At 62.7% G+C, this 16,893-nt stretch carries 13 protein-coding genes and 2 pseudogenes; 9 read left to right on the forward strand and 6 right to left on the reverse strand.

Going from position 1 to position 16,893, the window contains the following annotated elements; all coding sequences use genetic code 11:
* Nucleotides 1-22 precede the first annotated feature (22 nt).
* A complete protein-coding gene (locus tag B0G57_RS21210) occupies nucleotides 23-1,321 on the forward strand; it encodes an MFS transporter (protein WP_018440127.1) in 1,299 nt (432 codons plus the stop codon).
* A gap of 79 nt (nucleotides 1,322-1,400) precedes the next feature.
* Nucleotides 1,401-5,036, forward strand: coding sequence for a hydantoinase B/oxoprolinase family protein (locus B0G57_RS21215; RefSeq protein WP_018440126.1), 3,636 nt, complete (start codon nucleotides 1,401-1,403; stop codon nucleotides 5,034-5,036).
* Between the two features lie 135 nt (nucleotides 5,037-5,171).
* Here B0G57_RS21215 and B0G57_RS21220 read toward each other — a convergent pair whose 3' ends face one another.
* Together B0G57_RS21220 and B0G57_RS21225 are read right to left on the reverse strand one after the other, a co-directional pair.
* Entirely contained in the window at nucleotides 5,172-6,242 is a 1,071-nt protein-coding gene (locus B0G57_RS21220) for a serine hydrolase domain-containing protein (RefSeq protein ID WP_018440125.1), read from the reverse strand.
* Nucleotides 6,243-6,332: 90 nt separating this feature from the next.
* Nucleotides 6,333-7,109, reverse strand: a complete 777-nt coding sequence (locus B0G57_RS21225; protein ID WP_018440124.1) for a hypothetical protein — start codon at nucleotides 7,107-7,109, stop codon at nucleotides 6,333-6,335.
* Nucleotides 7,110-7,254: 145 nt separating this feature from the next.
* Between B0G57_RS21225 and B0G57_RS21230 the strand changes: the two genes are divergently transcribed.
* Together B0G57_RS21230 and B0G57_RS21235 are read left to right on the forward strand one after the other, a co-directional pair.
* Nucleotides 7,255-7,881 (forward strand): class I SAM-dependent methyltransferase, encoded by a 627-nt coding sequence (locus B0G57_RS21230; RefSeq protein WP_018440123.1) that lies wholly within the window; start codon nucleotides 7,255-7,257, stop codon nucleotides 7,879-7,881.
* A 39-nt stretch (nucleotides 7,882-7,920) separates the two neighbouring features.
* Entirely contained in the window at nucleotides 7,921-8,712 is a 792-nt protein-coding gene (locus B0G57_RS21235) for a bestrophin-like domain (protein WP_018440122.1), read from the forward strand.
* A gap of 88 nt (nucleotides 8,713-8,800) precedes the next feature.
* On the opposite strand, the pseudogene B0G57_RS32170 reads toward B0G57_RS21235, so the two are convergent.
* Nucleotides 8,801-9,273: pseudogene (locus B0G57_RS32170) on the reverse strand (LysR family transcriptional regulator).
* Here B0G57_RS32170 and B0G57_RS21245 point away from each other — a divergent pair.
* Nucleotides 9,273-9,677: pseudogene (locus tag B0G57_RS21245) on the forward strand (cation:dicarboxylate symporter family transporter); the annotation flags it as partial. The pseudogenes B0G57_RS32170 and B0G57_RS21245 sit on opposite strands and share 1 nt — an antisense overlap.
* Before the next feature lie 30 nt (nucleotides 9,678-9,707).
* Here the strand turns inward: B0G57_RS21245 and B0G57_RS21250 are convergent.
* Nucleotides 9,708-10,607: a LysR substrate-binding domain-containing protein gene (locus tag B0G57_RS21250; RefSeq protein ID WP_035468471.1), complete on the reverse strand. Its 900-nt coding sequence runs from the start codon at nucleotides 10,605-10,607 to the stop codon at nucleotides 9,708-9,710.
* A gap of 117 nt (nucleotides 10,608-10,724) precedes the next feature.
* On the opposite strand from B0G57_RS21250, the gene B0G57_RS21255 reads away from it, so the two are divergent.
* Together B0G57_RS21255 and B0G57_RS21260 are read left to right on the forward strand one after the other, a co-directional pair.
* Nucleotides 10,725-11,567, forward strand: a complete 843-nt coding sequence (locus B0G57_RS21255; RefSeq protein WP_018440119.1) for a class II aldolase/adducin family protein — start codon at nucleotides 10,725-10,727, stop codon at nucleotides 11,565-11,567.
* An 83-nt stretch (nucleotides 11,568-11,650) separates the two neighbouring features.
* On the forward strand, nucleotides 11,651-12,964 hold the full coding sequence (locus B0G57_RS21260; protein WP_018440118.1) for an MFS transporter: 1,314 nt from the start codon (nucleotides 11,651-11,653) through the stop codon (nucleotides 12,962-12,964).
* Between the two features lie 9 nt (nucleotides 12,965-12,973).
* Here the strand turns inward: B0G57_RS21260 and B0G57_RS21265 are convergent, their stop codons facing one another.
* Nucleotides 12,974-13,639, reverse strand: a complete 666-nt coding sequence (locus B0G57_RS21265; RefSeq protein ID WP_018440117.1) for a GntR family transcriptional regulator — start codon at nucleotides 13,637-13,639, stop codon at nucleotides 12,974-12,976.
* A 191-nt stretch (nucleotides 13,640-13,830) separates the two neighbouring features.
* Between B0G57_RS21265 and B0G57_RS21270 the strand changes: the two genes are divergently transcribed.
* Both B0G57_RS21270 and B0G57_RS21275 read left to right on the forward strand, forming a co-directional pair.
* Nucleotides 13,831-15,369, forward strand: coding sequence for a Rieske 2Fe-2S domain-containing protein (locus B0G57_RS21270; protein WP_018440116.1), 1,539 nt, complete (start codon nucleotides 13,831-13,833; stop codon nucleotides 15,367-15,369).
* A gap of 100 nt (nucleotides 15,370-15,469) precedes the next feature.
* Nucleotides 15,470-16,468, forward strand: a complete 999-nt coding sequence (locus tag B0G57_RS21275) for a PDR/VanB family oxidoreductase (RefSeq protein WP_018440115.1) — start codon at nucleotides 15,470-15,472, stop codon at nucleotides 16,466-16,468.
* Nucleotides 16,469-16,479: 11 nt separating this feature from the next.
* Here B0G57_RS21275 and B0G57_RS21280 read toward each other — a convergent pair whose 3' ends face one another.
* Nucleotides 16,480-16,863 (reverse strand): RidA family protein, encoded by a 384-nt coding sequence (locus B0G57_RS21280; protein WP_018440114.1) that lies wholly within the window; start codon nucleotides 16,861-16,863, stop codon nucleotides 16,480-16,482.
* Nucleotides 16,864-16,893: the final 30 nt, after the last annotated feature.

Consider the following 16,893-nt stretch of genomic DNA (forward strand, 5'->3'; position numbering starts at 1 on the left):
CGCTTTCGACAAGGAGCAAAAGATGGACAGCAAGACCGCGGCGGCGCAATCCGCCGACATCGAACAGGGACGCCGCAATGGCATGTTCGCGTGGTACGCCGATGCGGGGCCGCGCGAACGGCGCGCATTCTGGAGTTGCAAGGTCGGCTACATGCTCGACGGAATGGACACGCAGATGCTCTCGTTCGTGATCCCGACGCTCGTCGCGACATGGGGAATCAGTCTTGCCGACGCGGGGTTCATCGGCACGCTGACGCTGCTCACGTCGGCCGCGGGTGGCTGGCTCGCCGGCATCTTGTCCGATCGCATCGGGCGCGTGCGGACGTTGCAGATCACGGTGCTGTGGTTCGCCGCATTTACGGGCCTGTGCGGGCTTGCGCAAAACTACGAGCAGCTTCTCGCCGCGCGTGCGCTGATGGGCTTCGGTTTCGGCGGTGAATGGACAGCAGGGGCAGTGCTGATCGGTGAAGTGATCCGCGCGCGCGATCGCGGCAAGGCGGTCGGCCTCGTGCAGGCCGGGTGGGCGATTGGTTGGGGTGCCGCGGCTTTGCTGTACGCGTGGACCTTCTCCGTGCTGCCCGCGGCGACTGCGTGGCGCGCGCTCTTTCTCTTCGGGCTCGTGCCGGCCCTGCTCGTGATCGTGATTCGCCGCTATGTGAAGGAGCCGGAAGTCTATCGGCATGCGAAGGCGGCGCAGCAAAGCGAGGGCGACAAGCCGAGCCTCGGCGAGATCTTCTCGCCGCGGCTGTTCTCCACGACGCTGCGCGCGGCACTGCTCACGACGGGTGCGCAGGGCGGCTATTACGCGATCACGACGTGGCTCCCGACGTTCCTCAAGACCGAGCGCCATCTGACCGTAATGGGCACGGGCGGTTATCTCGCGACGATCATCGTCGGCTCCTACATCGGCTATCTGTCGAGCGCCTATCTGACCGATCGCCTGGGCCGCAAGCCGAACTTCATCCTGTTCGCGGCGGGCTCGATGGCGGTCGCATTCGCGTACACGTCGCTGAACCTGACCGATCACTCGATGTTCTGGCTCGGCTTTCCGCTCGGCTTCTTCGCGTCGGGAATCTTCGCAGGCATGGGCGCGTTCCTGACAGAGCTCTTTCCGACACGCGTGCGCGGCTCAGGCCAGGGGTTTTGCTACAACGTCGGCCGCGCGATCGGTGCCCTGTTCCCGTTTGTGATCGGTGCCCTCGCGAAGCAGTACGGTCTCGGCACGAGCATCGGCCTCTTCGCCGTCGCCGCCTACGGCGTGCTGATCGTCGCCGCGCTCACGTTGCCGGAGACCTGCGGCCGCGAGCTCGAGTCGGCCTGACGTCTGCTCGCATCGCCTGCTCGATTACGCGTTTTCATTTCCAGTCTTCGTTTCCGTTCCCGTTTTCGATTCGATCACCATGTCTGAACACTTCTCGCATGCCGACTTCGCGGCGCCTCGCTGGCAATTCTGGATCGACCGCGGCGGTACCTTCACCGACATCGTCGCGCGCCGTCCTGACGGTTCGCTCGCCACGCACAAGCTGCTCTCGGAAAACCCGGAACAGTACCGCGATGCGGCCGTAGCCGGCATCCGCCATCTGCTCGGCCTCGCGCCGGGCGAGCCGATCACGCCGGCCCAGGTGGAGATGGTCAAGATGGGTACGACCGTCGCGACCAACGCGCTGCTCGAACGCAAGGGCGAGCCGACCGCGCTCGTGACGACGCGCGGCTTTCGCGACGTGCTGCGCATTGCATATCAGAATCGGCCACGCCTCTTCGATCTCGATATCGCGTTGCCCGAGGCGCTCTACGAGCGCGTCGTCGAAGTCGACGAGCGCATCGGCGCGCACGGCGACGTCATTGAGCCGCTCGACCTCGAGCGCGCGGAGGCTGCGCTCGCGGCGGTCTACGACAGCGGTATCCGGGCGCTCGCGATCGTCTTGATTCACGGTTACCGATATACGCATCACGAGCGCGCGCTCGCCGAGCTTGCGCGCCGAATCGGCTTCACGCAGGTGTCCGTGTCGCACGAGGTGTCGCCGCTGATGAAGATCGTGCCTCGCGGCGATACGACCGTTGTCGATGCTTACCTGTCGCCGATACTGCGTCGCTACGTCGAACAGGTCGCGGCCGAGATGCCGGGCGTCAATCTGCAATTCATGCAGAGCAGCGGTGGGCTCACGCGTGCCGATGCGTTCCAGGGCAAGGATGCGATTCTATCGGGGCCCGCGGGCGGCATCGTCGGGATGGTCCGCGCCGCGCAAGCGGCCGGCTTCGAACAGGTGATTGGTTTCGATATGGGCGGCACGTCGACCGACGTTTCGCATTTCAACGGCGAGTTCGAGCGCGTGTTCGAGACGCAGGTGGCGGGCGTGCGGATGCGTGCGCCGATGATGAGCATCCACACGGTCGCGGCCGGCGGCGGCTCGGTGCTGACGTTCGATGGCAGCCGGCTGCGCGTCGGTCCGGAATCGGCTGGCGCAAACCCGGGACCCGCCTCATATCGACGTGGCGGCCCCCTCGCGGTGACCGACTGCAATGTAATGCTCGGCAAGATTCAGCCCGACTACTTCCCGCATGTGTTCGGCCCGCACGCCGACGCGCCGCTCGATCGCGACGTCGTGGCCGAGCGCTTCGCCACGCTTGCCGACGAGATCTTCGCCGCGACGGGACGCCGGCAAACGCCTGAGGAACTGGCCGAAGGCTTTCTCGATATTGCGATCGGAAGCATGGCGAATGCCATCAAGAAGATCTCGGTGCAACGCGGCCACGATGTGTCGCGCTATGTGCTGACGACGTTCGGCGGCGCGGGCGGGCAGCATGCGTGCGGCGTTGCCGACGCGCTCGGGATGACAAAGGTATTCGCGCATCCGCTTGCGGGCGTGCTCTCGGCTTATGGCATGGGGCTGGCCGATCAGACCGCGATGCGCGAGCGCGCCATCGAGGCCGAGCTCGACGACGCGACGCTCGTGCTCCTGAACGACACGCTCGATGCGCTCGCCGAGCAAGCGGTGGGCGTGCTCCGCGAGCAGGGCGTGCCCTCGGCGCGGATCGACACCGTGCGTCGCGCGCATTTGCGCTATCGCGGCACCGATTCGGCGATTGCCGTGCCGGCGGGCAGCCTGGATGCCATGCGTCGGTCGTTCGAGCACGCTTACCGGCAGCGCTACGCCTTTCTGATGGAAGGAAGACCGCTCGTCGTGGAGCTCGCATCGGTCGAAGCGATCGGCCGCTCCGACGCGCCGCTCGACGTCGCTCCCGTTTCCCGCCGCACGCAGGGCGTGCCAACCGCGGGTACCAACGTCCGCTTCTATTCAGGCGGCGCGTGGCACAATGCGCCGCTTTACGTGCGCGAGACGCTGTTTGCAGGCGACGTCCTCGACGGTCCCGCGATCGTCGCGGAAAAGAATGGCACGACGGTGATCGAGCCGGGCTGGCGCGGAGAGTTGACCGACGCCGGGAATCTCGTGCTCACGCGAATGGTACCGCTGCCGATACGCCGCTCGCTCGGCACCGACGCCGATCCCGTGCGACTCGAGATCTTTAACAACCTGTTCATGTCGATCGCCGAGCAGATGGGGCTGACGCTTCAGAACACGGCGTACTCCGTCAACATCAAGGAGCGGCTCGACTTCTCGTGTGCGATCTTCGATGCCGATGGCAATCTGATTGCGAACGCGCCGCATATGCCGGTGCATCTCGGCTCGATGGGCGAGAGCATCCGCACCGTGATCGAACGCAACCGAGGACGAATGCGCGATGGCGACGTGTTCATGCTCAACGATCCCTATCATGGCGGCACGCACTTGCCCGATGTGACGGTCATTACGCCGGTGTTCGCGAATGGATCGGCCGAACCGCTCTTCTATGTGGGCTCGCGCGGTCACCACGCCGACATCGGCGGGATTACGCCGGGCTCGATGCCGCCCGACTCGACCCATATCGACGAAGAAGGCGTGCTCATCGACAACTGGCAACTCGTGTCCGGCGGCGTGTTGCGCGATCACGAGACACGCGCGCTGTTCGCGTCGGGCCGTTATCCCGCGCGCAACGTCGAGCAGAACATGGCCGACTTGCGCGCGCAAATCGCGGCGAATCAGAAGGGTGTCGAAGAACTGCGCCGGATGATCGCGCAATTCGGCGACGACGTCGTGCGCGCCTATATGCGGCACGTACAAGACAACGCCGAGGAGGCCGTGCGGCGCGTGATCGGCGCGCTGCGGGACGGACAGTATCGCTATCCGCTCGACAACGGCGCAGTGATCGAAGTGATGATCCGCGTCGATGCGCGTGCCCGGTGCGCGGAGATCGACTTCCGCGGTACGTCTGCGCAGTTGCCGAACAACTTCAACGCGCCGAAGGCCGTGTGCATGGCGGCGGTGCTCTATGTGTTTCGCACGCTCGTGGGCGACGACATTCCGCTCAATGCCGGGTGCCTGAAGCCGCTGACCGTGATCGTGCCGGAAGGATCGATGCTCAATCCGGTGTATCCGGCCGCGGTGGTATCGGGGAACGTGGAGACCTCTTCGGCGATCACGAATGCGCTCTACGGTGCGCTCGGCCGTGTGGCGTCGAGCCAGGGGACGATGAACAATTTCACGTTCGGCAACGCACGGCACCAGTACTACGAAACGATCGCGGGCGGCAGTGGCGCGGGGCCCGGGTTCGAGGGTGTCGATGCCGTGCAGACGCATATGACGAATTCGCGGCTGACCGATCCCGAGGTACTCGAATGGCGCTATCCGGTGCGGCTCGAATCGCATTTCATCCGCAGCCGGTCGGGCGGCGCAGGGCGCTGGCGCGGCGGCAATGGCGCCATCCGGCGGATTCGCTTCCTCGAACCAATGACGGCGTCGATTTTGTCGAACAACCGCGTGCACGCGCCGTTCGGTGCGGCGGGGGGCGAGGCCGGCGCGCTCGGGCGCAACTACGTCGAGCGAGCCGACGGCACGATCGTGTCTGTTGCACACGTCGGCGGCGCGCAGATGGCGCCCGGTGACACATTCGTGATCGAGACACCGGGTGGTGGCGGATATGGTGCGCCGACGGCATAAGCCCGCTTGAGTGGTGCAGCAATCGTCGATGCACTTTGCGCCGCGGGGCGGGCGTGGTTGCGGGTACCGCCCGCCCCGGCACATATGAAGGCTCGGCCCGGTAGACCAGTGTCGGCGATACTCACCAAGTCGCGGTTAAAGCGAGTCGGCCGCCGGCACCGCGTATCGACGCAAGACGACTTCGCCGGGAATCGATGTCAGGGCAGGGTTGTCGTAAAGCCCTGCCATCACGACGACAACCAGATCGAGTTGCGGAACGATGAACAACCGTTGGCCTCCGTAACCTACGCCGGCGACCCACCTGAACTCCTTCCGATGAACAAGAGATCGACCGAGCCACCATTGGAAGCCATAGAAGAACAGCCCCTCGCCGTTGATGTGAGCGCTCGTGGCGTCGTCGATCCACGCCTGCGAGACGATCGTCTTCTTGTTCCATCTCCCCCGCTGGAGGACGATCTGGCCAATCTTCGCAACATCGCGGGGCCGCATGCGAAGCCCTGACACCGCGTTCGGCGCGCCGTCCGCGTACCGGACCCATTCGACGTCTTCGATACCCAGCGGGCCGAAGAGCACTTCGTTTGCGAGCAGATCGAGAGGCCGTCCCGATGCCTTCTCCAGAATGGCAGCGAGAAGAGCGGTCAATCCGCCGTTATAGAGGTAGGTCGCGCCGGGCGGCCGCACGATCGGCTGCTCGAGCACATAGCGGCACCGGTCAGTCGCGTCGGACATTCGCCGTTCGCTATTGGCAGGGTCGCTATAGGGACAAGCCTCGTCCCACGCCAAGCCAGCCGACATCGTAAGAAGATGTCGGAGGCTGATCGCGTCTTTTTCCGGTGTCCGCAGGTCCGCATACTCGGGAAAGAACGAGAAAACAGGTTCGTCCAAGTCACCGATCCAGCCATGATCGATAGCGATACCGAAGAGCAGCGAGACGATGCTCTTTGTAATCGAGCGGACGTCATGCTTGAGTTCAGAATGGTATGAAACGCGGCCGAGCGGCCTGCCCCATGCCTGATCTTCACCCGAGAAATAGTGCTCGCAGACGATCTTGCCATGCCGGACGATCAATATGGAATGGACGTTGGCCTCCGTCCAGGCTTCGAACTGCGGCGCCAGGCCCTCGAGCAGAGCCGGGTTCATCCCTTCTTCTTCGGGGGTAGATACCATCCAGTCGTTGTTATTGCTTGCGTAAGCCAGCTCTTTCATGGCGGACTTGCCCTCGCCGTATCGACATTAACCGTGAGACTGCGTGGTTTTCGACAATTCCGCAAGAGCGTGTAGACCGATTCGCCGGCGCTATTCCGTCGGCAGCGTGACCGGAAGGCGCATCCGGTACAACGAGACAGCTTGAATCGCGAGCGTGCAGACAATCGCGCCACCATAAGCGGCAAACAAGCTCAAGCGCGTCAGCGTCAGGCTCAGCAAATAGAAAAACGCGGCAAAGCCCAAAAGTCCCGCCACCATGCCGCGCATCAATTGTTGCGCGGCCGTATGGCTGATCATGCGGTGAGTAAAAACCGCGAGGATGATCGCCATGAACGGGAACGACGCGAGCACGCCGCTCGCCTCGGGACCGACGTAAGGCGCGATCAGCGTTACGCCGACGACCAGGCCCGCGATGAGCGCCATGCGCAGGGGTAAATCCCACCACGGCGGATCGAGCTTGCCCGTTGCGGCTATTTTGTTAGGGATGAGGATGAGCGCGAGTGCGATGGCCACGATGGCGACGATAAACAGGCCGGTTTCCGGTAGCGCGCCATGCTGCAAAAGGCCGGCTACGATGGAGAACATCGCACAGGCGCCTGCGAGGGCTATCGGCCACCCCACGCGTGCCAGTCTGCAATAGGCAACGCAAAACGCCGCTTGCGCGGCCGTCGCGACGAGCGAGCCTGACGTAGCTTGGACGGCAAACGCACGGCCATGCTCGAGTGCCAGAAAAACCGAGATCGGCCCCGATGTGAGCGGCAGCCCGACCAGGAGTCCGCCGATTGCCTCGCCCCAGCGGCGAACAGTAAGGGTGGCAGCCAACAACAACAGCGGCGTGACGACGAGCTTGAAGACTAGAAGATCCATGATTGGCCAAAGCGCACGGGGTATGCCGACGTCGAAGCCTAGCGCGTACCTCGTTCAAGCATCGAACATAACAACAATCGGGATAATGGCAAAGACACCACAGCAGTCCTGGTTAAAGCACCGGGGCCAGAACCGGGAGACGACAGTGTCCGAAAACGTGAGCGGCACCGAGGGCTATGCTGAAAATGCACCGCTGCTCATCGAGCAATGGCGGCGCGTTTCGTTTGCCGAACATCACAGACCCATATTGCATCTCATCCCAGCCAACCCGTCGTCCGTTGTCGACATTGGGGCGGGCATCGGGACCGACGCGGCTGCGTTTGCAGCGATGGGGCACAGCGTCGTAGCCGTCGAGCCCGTGGATCAGCTGCGCAACGCCGGCATGGAGCTGCATTCCTCGCCTCGAATCGAATGGGTCGACGATAGCTTGCCGGACCTGCCCCTCTTACGCTCCATGAAAAGGCCGTTTGAAATTGTGATGCTGACGGCGGTTTGGATGCATCTCGACGAGCAAGAGCGGCGTCGATCGATGGCGAGCGTGAGCGCGCTTTTGTCTAGCGGCGGCATGCTGATCATGTCTTTGCGGCACGGGCCGGTTCCAGCCGGAAGACGGATCTTCGAAGTTTCGGCCGAAGAGACCATCGAGCTGGCACATGCTCACGGTTTGCAACCCCTGCTCAATCTCCAAACCGAATCGGTGCAAAGCGAAAACCGGCGGATCGGAGTGACATGGACCCGAATAGCGTTTGTCAAAGGCCCGGAAGCCGGCTAAATTCCGTAATACGCCTGAAGGGAACATCAAAACCGCGTCATGTCCGAGGCTGCGTCCGCATCGCTCGTCTTCGTGCTCCTGCTCGTTTTTGCAGGCATCGGCGTCATGCTGCGTCCGTTTCTACCCGAGGAGCACAAGGCTCACGAGACCGTGCAACTCGTGACGTTGGTCATCGGAATGCTGGTGACATTTGCCTCGCTCGTCCTCGGTCTTTTGACGGCATCCGCAAAGAGCGGCTTCGATACAGTCGGAAACGATTTGCGCGATTACGCGTCCGAATTGATCCAATTGGATCAGCAGCTGCGGGACTACGGTCGAGACGCCGACGACACGCGTGCCCTCCTGCGCGCCTACACGGCCGCCGTCATCGCATCTACCTGGCCCGCGGAGCCGCGGCCACCCGGCAACTACTATCCCCTCGAGCCCGCAAGCAATCAGCTGGAAAGCGTGCATCTCGGCCAAATGCTCGATTCCGCCGGACGCGAGATCCGACGCCTCGCGCCGCACGACGAGTATCACCATCGGCTTGCCGACGATATTCTGGCTGCGTTCACTCGGCTCGGCCGGGAGCGATGGAAAGTGATTGAAGAAGCACGGGCCGCGATTTCGCTTCCCTTCTTCGTGATGCTGACTTTCTGGCTCGTTGTGATCTTCCTCAGCTTCGGGCTCGTTGCTCCTCGCAATGCGCTGGCGCTCGTGACCATACTGCTCGGCGCGCTATCGATCGCGTCGGCCGTGTATGTCATCGTCGACCTTCAGACGCCGCTTACAGGATCGCTCGTCATTTCGAGCCGTTCCATGCGGGATGCGCTTGCGCATCTGAGCCGTTAGCCGGTGTCCAAATCCCCCTGCCAGAGGCCGAAGCGTCGTGCAAGGCATCGGCATCGCCGCGAGCGCGTCGCCGAACGCGCCCTGGTTTTTATGGTGCGGAGCCGGCGGAGCCTGTGGCGCGGGCACTGCGGGAAGAGGGGCTCCTCCGCAGATACTCGCTGAGAAAGTCGACGAAGGTTCGGAGCTTCACCGAAAGCTGATTCCGCTCGAGATAAACCGCGTGGATGTTCGCATTCGGCAGCGACCAATCCTCCAGCAAAGGCATCAGTTTTCCCCGCTCGAGATGGCCCTGGATTTCCCACTGCGACCGCACGACGATGCCGCGCCCTTCGTGAGTTCGTCGAGAATGCGTGAGCCGCTCGACAAATACAGCTCGCCTTCGGGCGTGAGGCTCAGACGCCGCGTCGTGCGGTTCATCAGGCGCACGCCGAGGCGCCGCTCCAGCTGCGCGAGCCGCTTGCTGACGGCGGGCGGGGTCACGCCCATTTCGCGTGCGGCGGCGGCAAGATTGCGATGTCGCGCCGCGAGCGCGAACACATTCAGATCGGAGAAGCCGTCCATTGACATTGGCAGTGCTGTTTCTCGCGCAGGCGACGAACACGCATTTGGCGCTGGCGCAAGAAGTCACGCTATTGCTCGTCACGATGCTGACCTCCAAGGGATCGACGGGGGTGACGGGCGCGGGTTTCATCACCCTCGCCGCGAGCCTGTCGGTCGTGCCGACGGTGCCTGTCAGCGCCATGGTGCTGATCCTCGGCATCGACCGATTCATGTCGGAGTGCCCGGCGCTGACGAATATCGTAGGCAATGGCGTGGCGTCGATCATCGTATCGGCCTGGGAAGGCGGTCTCGATCGGAACAAGCTCGCCGCGGCGTTGAGCCCGGCCGATCTCGAACGAGGCCGTGTCGATTCGAGATCGGCGAGCATTCTCGAAGCGACTGCTTCGGATCGCACGGCCTCCTAGTCCAAACGGATCAACGCAGTCTGATTGCGTTCAGTCTTCGGCTTGGACGGCTGCGCGCGTCAACAGCCACTGCCTGAACGCCGCAACTTTCTCAACGCGGGATTCGTTTTTTCGGTAGGAAAGAAAGTGCGTTTCCCGTGCGAAGCGCACGAACGCGTCGCTGCGTATTTCGACAAGATCGCCGCGCGCAATCTCGCGTTCGGCGAGCCGCGTGCTTTCGAGCACGACGCCCATGCCGTCGGCCGCGGCAGAGATACCGAGCGCCGCGCGATCGAACGAAGGGCGAGGCGTTGCCGGCATCTCGAGCCCGTTAGCCGCGAACCAGTCGGACCAGGTAATGCGGCTAAGCTGTGTATCGATCAGCGTCAGCGCGCTCATGCGTCGCGCAGCGGGCATTTCATCGTCGAGCAAAGCGGGAGAGCAGAGCGGCACGATCGCTTCGCGCCCGAGCGGAATGGTTTCGACGCCGGGGCGTTCGAGTGCACTGCCATACGAAATCTCGATGTCGACTTCCTGAACGCGCGTGAGGTCGAGCGGTTCGGCGCCTGTCGACAGACGAATGGTGATATGTGGGTGAGCTCGATTGAATTCGGGCAGCTTTGGCCCCAGCCACTTGACCGCGAAGCTCGGCGCGCAGTGCACGACAAGCACCTGAGCGTTGGGCGCGAGCGTCACTTCGCTGCAAGCGGCTTCCACCGCATCGAATACCCGGCTCAGCGTTTCCAGTAGCCGCACTGCCTCGGGCGTGGGCTCGATGCGCCGGTTGCGGCGCAAGAACAACGCGCGGCCGAAATATTCCTCGAGCTCCTTCACCTGATGACTGATCGCCGAAGGCGTCAGATGCAGCTCCTGCGCGGCGAGCGCGAAGCTCTCGAGCCGGGCGGCTGCTTCGAACGCGCGCAGCAGCACGAAATTCGGCATTCGCCTCATGTTTTCCCTGATAGGTGAATGCTATTCATGCTTTCATGAACAACCATCGTTTGTCAACGCGGTTGGCTCCGGACGACCATGTGCCTACCCAATGTCCACATGTTCAAAGGAGTCGACATGTCCGAAGTGATGGAAGCCCCATCGAAAGCGATGGATCTGAAAGGCCGCGTCTCGATCTATCAGCCTGAGCAGGAAGGTCTGATCTTTCCGCAATTGCCGGCGTTCCAAAGCCATGCAGAGCACAGGCAGCACCTGAAGGAACGACTTGTCGGCGCGTGCCGCGCGTTCGCACTGCAGGGTTTCGACTACGGCTTTGCTGGTCACCTGACCGTGCGCGACCCGGAGAATCCGGGCCTTTATTGGACGAATCCGATGGCCGTGCATTTCTCGCAGGTCAAAGTTTCGAATCTGATTTGCGCGGACCACGAAGGCAATGTCGTCGAAGGCGAATACGCGATCAATCGCGCGGGTTTCGTGCTGCATGCGGCGGTTCACGAGATGCACCAGGACATCGTTGCGATGTGTCACGCGCATACCGTGTACGGCACTGCTTTCGCGTCGCTCGGCAGGAAACTCGATCCCATCAGCCAGGACGCCGCTGCGTTCTTCGAAGATCACGTCGTCATCGGCGAGGAAGCAGGGCAGGTTGCCGTCGAGGTGAAGGCGGGCCACAAGGTCGCGCATGCATTTCGGGGCGTCAAGGCGGCGATTCACCAAAATCATGGCCTGCTGACGGCAAGCCGGCACAGCATCGAATCGGCCGCGTTCTGGTTCATCGCGCTTGAACGCTGCTGCCAACAGCAACTGATGATCGAAGCCAGCGGCATCAAGCCGCGCTTCGTGACCGAAGAGCGTGCCCGCTACAGCCGCGAGCATGTCGGCAGCGAGTACATCGGATGGTTGCACTTCCAGAGCATCTGGAACGAACTCGTGAACACGCAGCCCGATATATTCGACTGAGCGCGGGCATTGCGTCACTGCGCGGCGGGCTGCGCGAGAAGCGCGCCTGCCGCAACGAATCATTACACGACGGAGACATCCTCATGAGTTCGATCAGCCAGGACGTGTATCTGCAACGTCTGGAAGCAGGCACCTATGCGAAGGTCGCATGGCGCTTGATTCCGTTTTTGTTCTTTTGCTATCTGTGCGCTTATCTCGATCGCATCAACGTCAGCTTCGCGAAGCTGCAAATGCTCCAGGATTTGGGGATGAGCGACGCGGTCTATGGACTCGGCGCGGGGATTTTCTTCGTCGGCTATCTGCTTTTCGAAGTGCCGAGCAACCTCGTTCTGCTCAAAGTCGGGGCGCGGCGATGGATCGCGCGGATCATGGTGACGTGGGGTCTGATTTCGGCGGCGATGATGTTCGTATCGACACCGACGCAGTTCTACGTCGTGCGTTTTCTGCTCGGCGTGGCGGAGGCGGGCTTCTTTCCCGCGATCCTGCTCTACCTGACCTACTGGTTTCCGGCGGGCCGGCGCAGCAAGGTCACGGCGCTGTTCATGACGGGTATCCCGATGTCTGGCGTGCTCGGCGGTCCGCTGTCCGGCTGGATCATGCATTCGATGAGCGGCACGCATGGCCTCGCGGGATGGCAGTGGTTGTTCTTGCTCGAAGGCATACCGACGATGATCGTCGGTGTCGTTGCATTCTTCTATCTGGACGACAAGGTCTCCGATGCGCGCTGGCTGACCACGGACGAGCGAGCGACGATCGAAGCGGATTTGCAGGCGGAAGCCGGTCATCACAAGCTGCACTCGTTGCGCGACGGTCTCGCGAGCCCGCGCGTGCTCTTGTTATCGGCGATCTATTTCTTCTTCACGATGGGCCTATACGGCGTGAGCTTCTGGCTGCCGTCGCTCGTGAAGGCATCGGGCGTCTCCGGCACGTTGAACATCGGCTTGCTGTCGGCGGTACCGTATGCGGCCGCGGCAATCACGATGGTAGCCGTCGGGCGAAGCTCGGACCGCCATGGCGAGCGCCGCTGGCACCTTGCCGCTCCGGGTGTCGTGGGCGCGCTGGCGCTGTGCGCGAGCGTCGTCTATGCGCACGATACGGTGATCGCGATGATCGCGCTGACGGTCGGCACGATGGGCGTCATCACCACGATCTCGCAGTTCTGGACCGTGCCGCCCGCCGTGCTTCAAGGTACGGCCGCCGCCGGCGGGATTGCGCTGGCGAATTCGGTAGGCTCGATCTCCGGCGTGGTGAGCCCGTATCTGATCGGTTGGCTGCAGACGTCGACAGGCTCGACGGGGAGTGGGGTCGTTGGCATCGCCGCCAGCATGGTGGTCGGCAGCGTGCTGACGCTGACGTTGCGCCGTGCTCATGTCAATCATCGCGTGCGGCGCGGTTGACCGGAGCTTCTACGCTGTCAGAATCTCGCCGAGCCGCGCGACGAGATTCTGGCGCGCGCGGCTCGTATGCAATTCGGTCAGTTCGGCCGCGCGCGCCGGATCGCGCGCGGCGATGGCCTCGGCGATCGCCTGATGCTCGTCCCAAATCGAATCCCGCAGCCGCGACGATTGCAGCACAGCACCCATCACGCGCCGCAAGTGCACCCAATGCAACTGCGCGCTCTCGACGATGAGCGGATTGCCTGACGCTTCATAGATGGCCTGGTGAAACGCGATGTCGGCATCGATCATTGCCTTGACGTCCTTGCCCTTCGAGACGAGCCGCCCGCGCATGATGAGCGCATTGTCGATGATCGCGCCACGCTCCGCGGCGAGCTTCGCCGCGAGCGCATCGAGCGCGCCGCGCACTTGATAGAGTTGGCTGGTCCGCTCGACGTCGAGCGGCGCCACTAGTACGCCACGCCCCGGCGCGTCTTGCACGAGTCCGTCCTTCTTCAGCAGGCGCAAGGCCTGCAACACGGGCGAGCGGGAGACCGCGAACTGCTCCGCGATCTCTTCCTGCGTCAAACGCGTGCCGGGCGCGAGCGACCCGTCGCTGATCGCGTCGGCCAACACTCGATACACCTCGTCGACGTAGTCGGGGCGCGTCTGAATTTTTTCGAACTTCAGCGTCATGATCAGGCCTCTGTACTTTGGATACAGACTACAAGTGCAATGCTAAGACGTCAAGCGTACGCGTAAACCCATATTGGCCTGCCCTCAGCGCTCGCTTAATCTCTGTATACAGAGTTCGGTATCCGTACTCAGACATCTAAGTCGCAGCGGCAATACGGATGTCTTCGTTCACACAGTCACGAGGAGCGGTCATGACAATCAAGTCGGAGCAGATGGAAAAGGGCAGCAGTGCAGGCGGCGCGGTGGTGAAAAAGCTGATCCCGTACGGCGGCTACTACACGAACAAGGTGCCGGGGCACGACGTCGAGTTGACCGAGACGGGCCCCGCCACGCCAATGGGCGAATACATGCGCCGTTTTTGGCACCCTATCTGCATGTCGATGGAGCTGACCGATACGCCGCGCTTCCTGAAGATCCTGAGCGAGGAACTGGTCGCGTTCCGCGATGGCAGCGGGCGCGTCGGCGTATTGCACGCGCATTGCGTGCATCGAGGCGCCTCGCTCGAGTATGGCGCGATCCAGGAGCGCGGCATCCAGTGCTGCTATCACGGGATGGTGTTCGATGTCGACGGAACCTGCCTTCACGCGCCATTCCCCAAGGGCGAAGAGGCGGAAGCGGAGAAATACGCATGCTCGATCCGTCAAGGCGCCTATAAGGCCGTCGAGCGTAACGGGCTCGTGTTCGCCTACATGGGGCCCCCGGACGAAGAACCGCCGTTCCCCGAGTGGGAGGGCAATTTCACGGTGCTGCCGACGGACGAACTCGTGCCCTACAGCAACTTCCAGCACTGCAACTGGCTGCAGGTTCAGGACAATGCGGCCGACAACTACCACACGGCCGCCCTGCACGCCGGCAAGAACGTGGTCGATGGCCATTACCAGGGCACGACGTTCGACGAAGTGGGCGCCGCCTCGATGGAAGTGCCGCCCGACATGCAGTTCATCCCCGTGCAGCAAGGCCGTAGTCTTGCTTGCGCGGGCGCACGTCGGGCCGACAAGGATCATCTGTTCGTTCGCGTGCAGCACCAGGTTCTGCCGAATCTGAGCCTGCACGCGTACACATCCGAAGATGGCTTGAGCAAGAAGCTGTTCAGCCGTTTCCATATGATCCGCTGGACGGTGCCCGTGGACGACGAGAACAGCAAGATGATCGGCTGGCGCGTGATGGGGCCGGGTATCGACACGCGCGGCGTCGGCAACAAGGAACTGGTCGGCTATGAAACGATCGACTTCCTCGAGGGACAGGTGGCGATGCGCAGGCCCGAGCGCTTCGGCAAGTACAAGCTCGAGGACATGCCGCCGATTCCGCCGAACCATCGAGAGCGTGCCCACTATAAGGACGCGCAGTACGCACCGGGCGATTACGAGGCAATCATCAGTCAGCGTCCGATTGCCGTCCATTCGCTCGAGCATCCCACCAAGTTCGACGCAGGGCTGTATCTGTTCCGCAAAATGTTGCGCGATGCCGTGCGCGGAACGAATCCGGCCGCGGGTCCGGCCGAGTTCGCGCAGTGGCTGCGCGATGTCGGCGCAACGCCGAACAGCTATTGCTCGGGCAATGTCTTCGAGATTCCCGAGGGAGCGACCGTCGAAGAGGAGGTCGCGCAACGCCGCCGCATTTCAAAAGCGGTGGTCGCGATTCTCACGGAGAGCGATCGCTTGAAGGGCGAAGAGCGGGCGGCGTTCGTGCGCGCAAAGATGGAGGAACTCGAGAAGTCGGCGCGCAAGTAAGGGGCGATGTGAGGCATTCATTGGGCCAACGCATTGAAGCCCCCTGAATGCCGCTCGGTCCATGTCGCGCGGGCAGCGTCCAGTTGCAAGGAGAGATCAATTGACAGCAAGTAATCAGGCCGCGACGGCGCCTTCGTCGACACTCGAGCTGTTCGTGCGGCAGATCCGTTACGAAGGTCGCAATATCCAGTCGTACGAGCTGGTCGACCCGGATGGCCGCGAATTGCCGCCGTTCACGGCCGGGGCCCATATCGACGTGCATCTGTCGAACGGGATCGTTCGGCAGTATTCGCTTTGCAATTCGCCCGGCGATCGTCGGCGTTACGTCATCGCTGTGCTGCGCGATGAAAAAGGCCGCGGCGGATCAAAGGCCGTTCATGAGCAGCTGCACGTACAGGATCGGCTGCGGGTCAGCTATCCGCGCAACAACTTCGAGCTGGCGGAGGGGGCGCGCAAGATCATCCTGCTCGCAGGTGGGATCGGCGTGACACCGTTGAAATCGATGGCGCATCAGCTCGCCGCCGCGGGCGATGTCGAGTACGAGTTTCACTATTGCGCACGCGAGGCCCAGTGCGCCGCGTTCATGGAGGAATTGAAGGCGCTGATCGAACCGCAGCGACTGCATTTTCACTTCGATGGGGGCGAGCCGTCACGAGGCCTCGACATCGGAGCTCTATTGCGCGACGAAGCGCAAGACGGCACGCACGTCTACTATTGCGGACCAGCCGGCTTCATGCGCGCGTGCGCCGAGGCATGCGGGAATTGGCCGACGGCCGCCGTCCACTGCGAGCACTTCAAGGCGCCCGAGCGCGCGAGCGCGCCTGAGAGCCGAACACCCGGCGAATTTACGGTTGAAATTGCCAGCACTGGGCAACGCCTGCCCGTTCCTGTCGACAAGAGTATCGCGGATGTGCTCAAAGCTGCGGGCATTGCCGTGCAAACGTCCTGCGAAGCTGGCTTATGCGCGACGTGCAAGGTTCGTTATTTAGCCGGAGAGGTCGAGCACCAGGATTGCATCCTCGATGGCGACGACCAGCGGAATTTCCTGACGATTTGCGTGTCGCGCGGGAAGAGCGAACTGTTGGTGCTCGATTTGTAGAGCCTCTAGCGTTAGCGCTGCTTCGCCGTCACTTCGATTTCAATCTTCATGCGCTCGTCCAACAGGCCGGCCTCGATCATCATCGCCGCCGGCCGCGCATTCCCGAGATAGCGGCGCAAAACGGGCCAGCACGCCTTGAAATCGTTGCGGTCAGGCAAAATGTAACGGACGCGCACGACATCGTCGAACGTCGCGCCTGCCTTGCTCAGCGCGTCGCCAATGTTGCGCATGCATTGTTCCGTCTGTTCCACGATGTCATCGGATATCGTCCGCGCCTGGTAGTCGAATCCGGTCGTTCCGGAAACGAAAACCCAGTCGCCCTCGACAACGGCCCTGCTGTAGCCAATGAGTTCCTCGAATTCCGATCCCGATGAAATCCGCTGTCGCTCTGTCATGAAAGCCTCCGGCTGTTGATATGCGGCCGA

This window comes from Trinickia symbiotica, assembly GCF_002934455.1.
In the GTDB taxonomy this organism is placed as follows: domain Bacteria; phylum Pseudomonadota; class Gammaproteobacteria; order Burkholderiales; family Burkholderiaceae; genus Trinickia; species Trinickia symbiotica.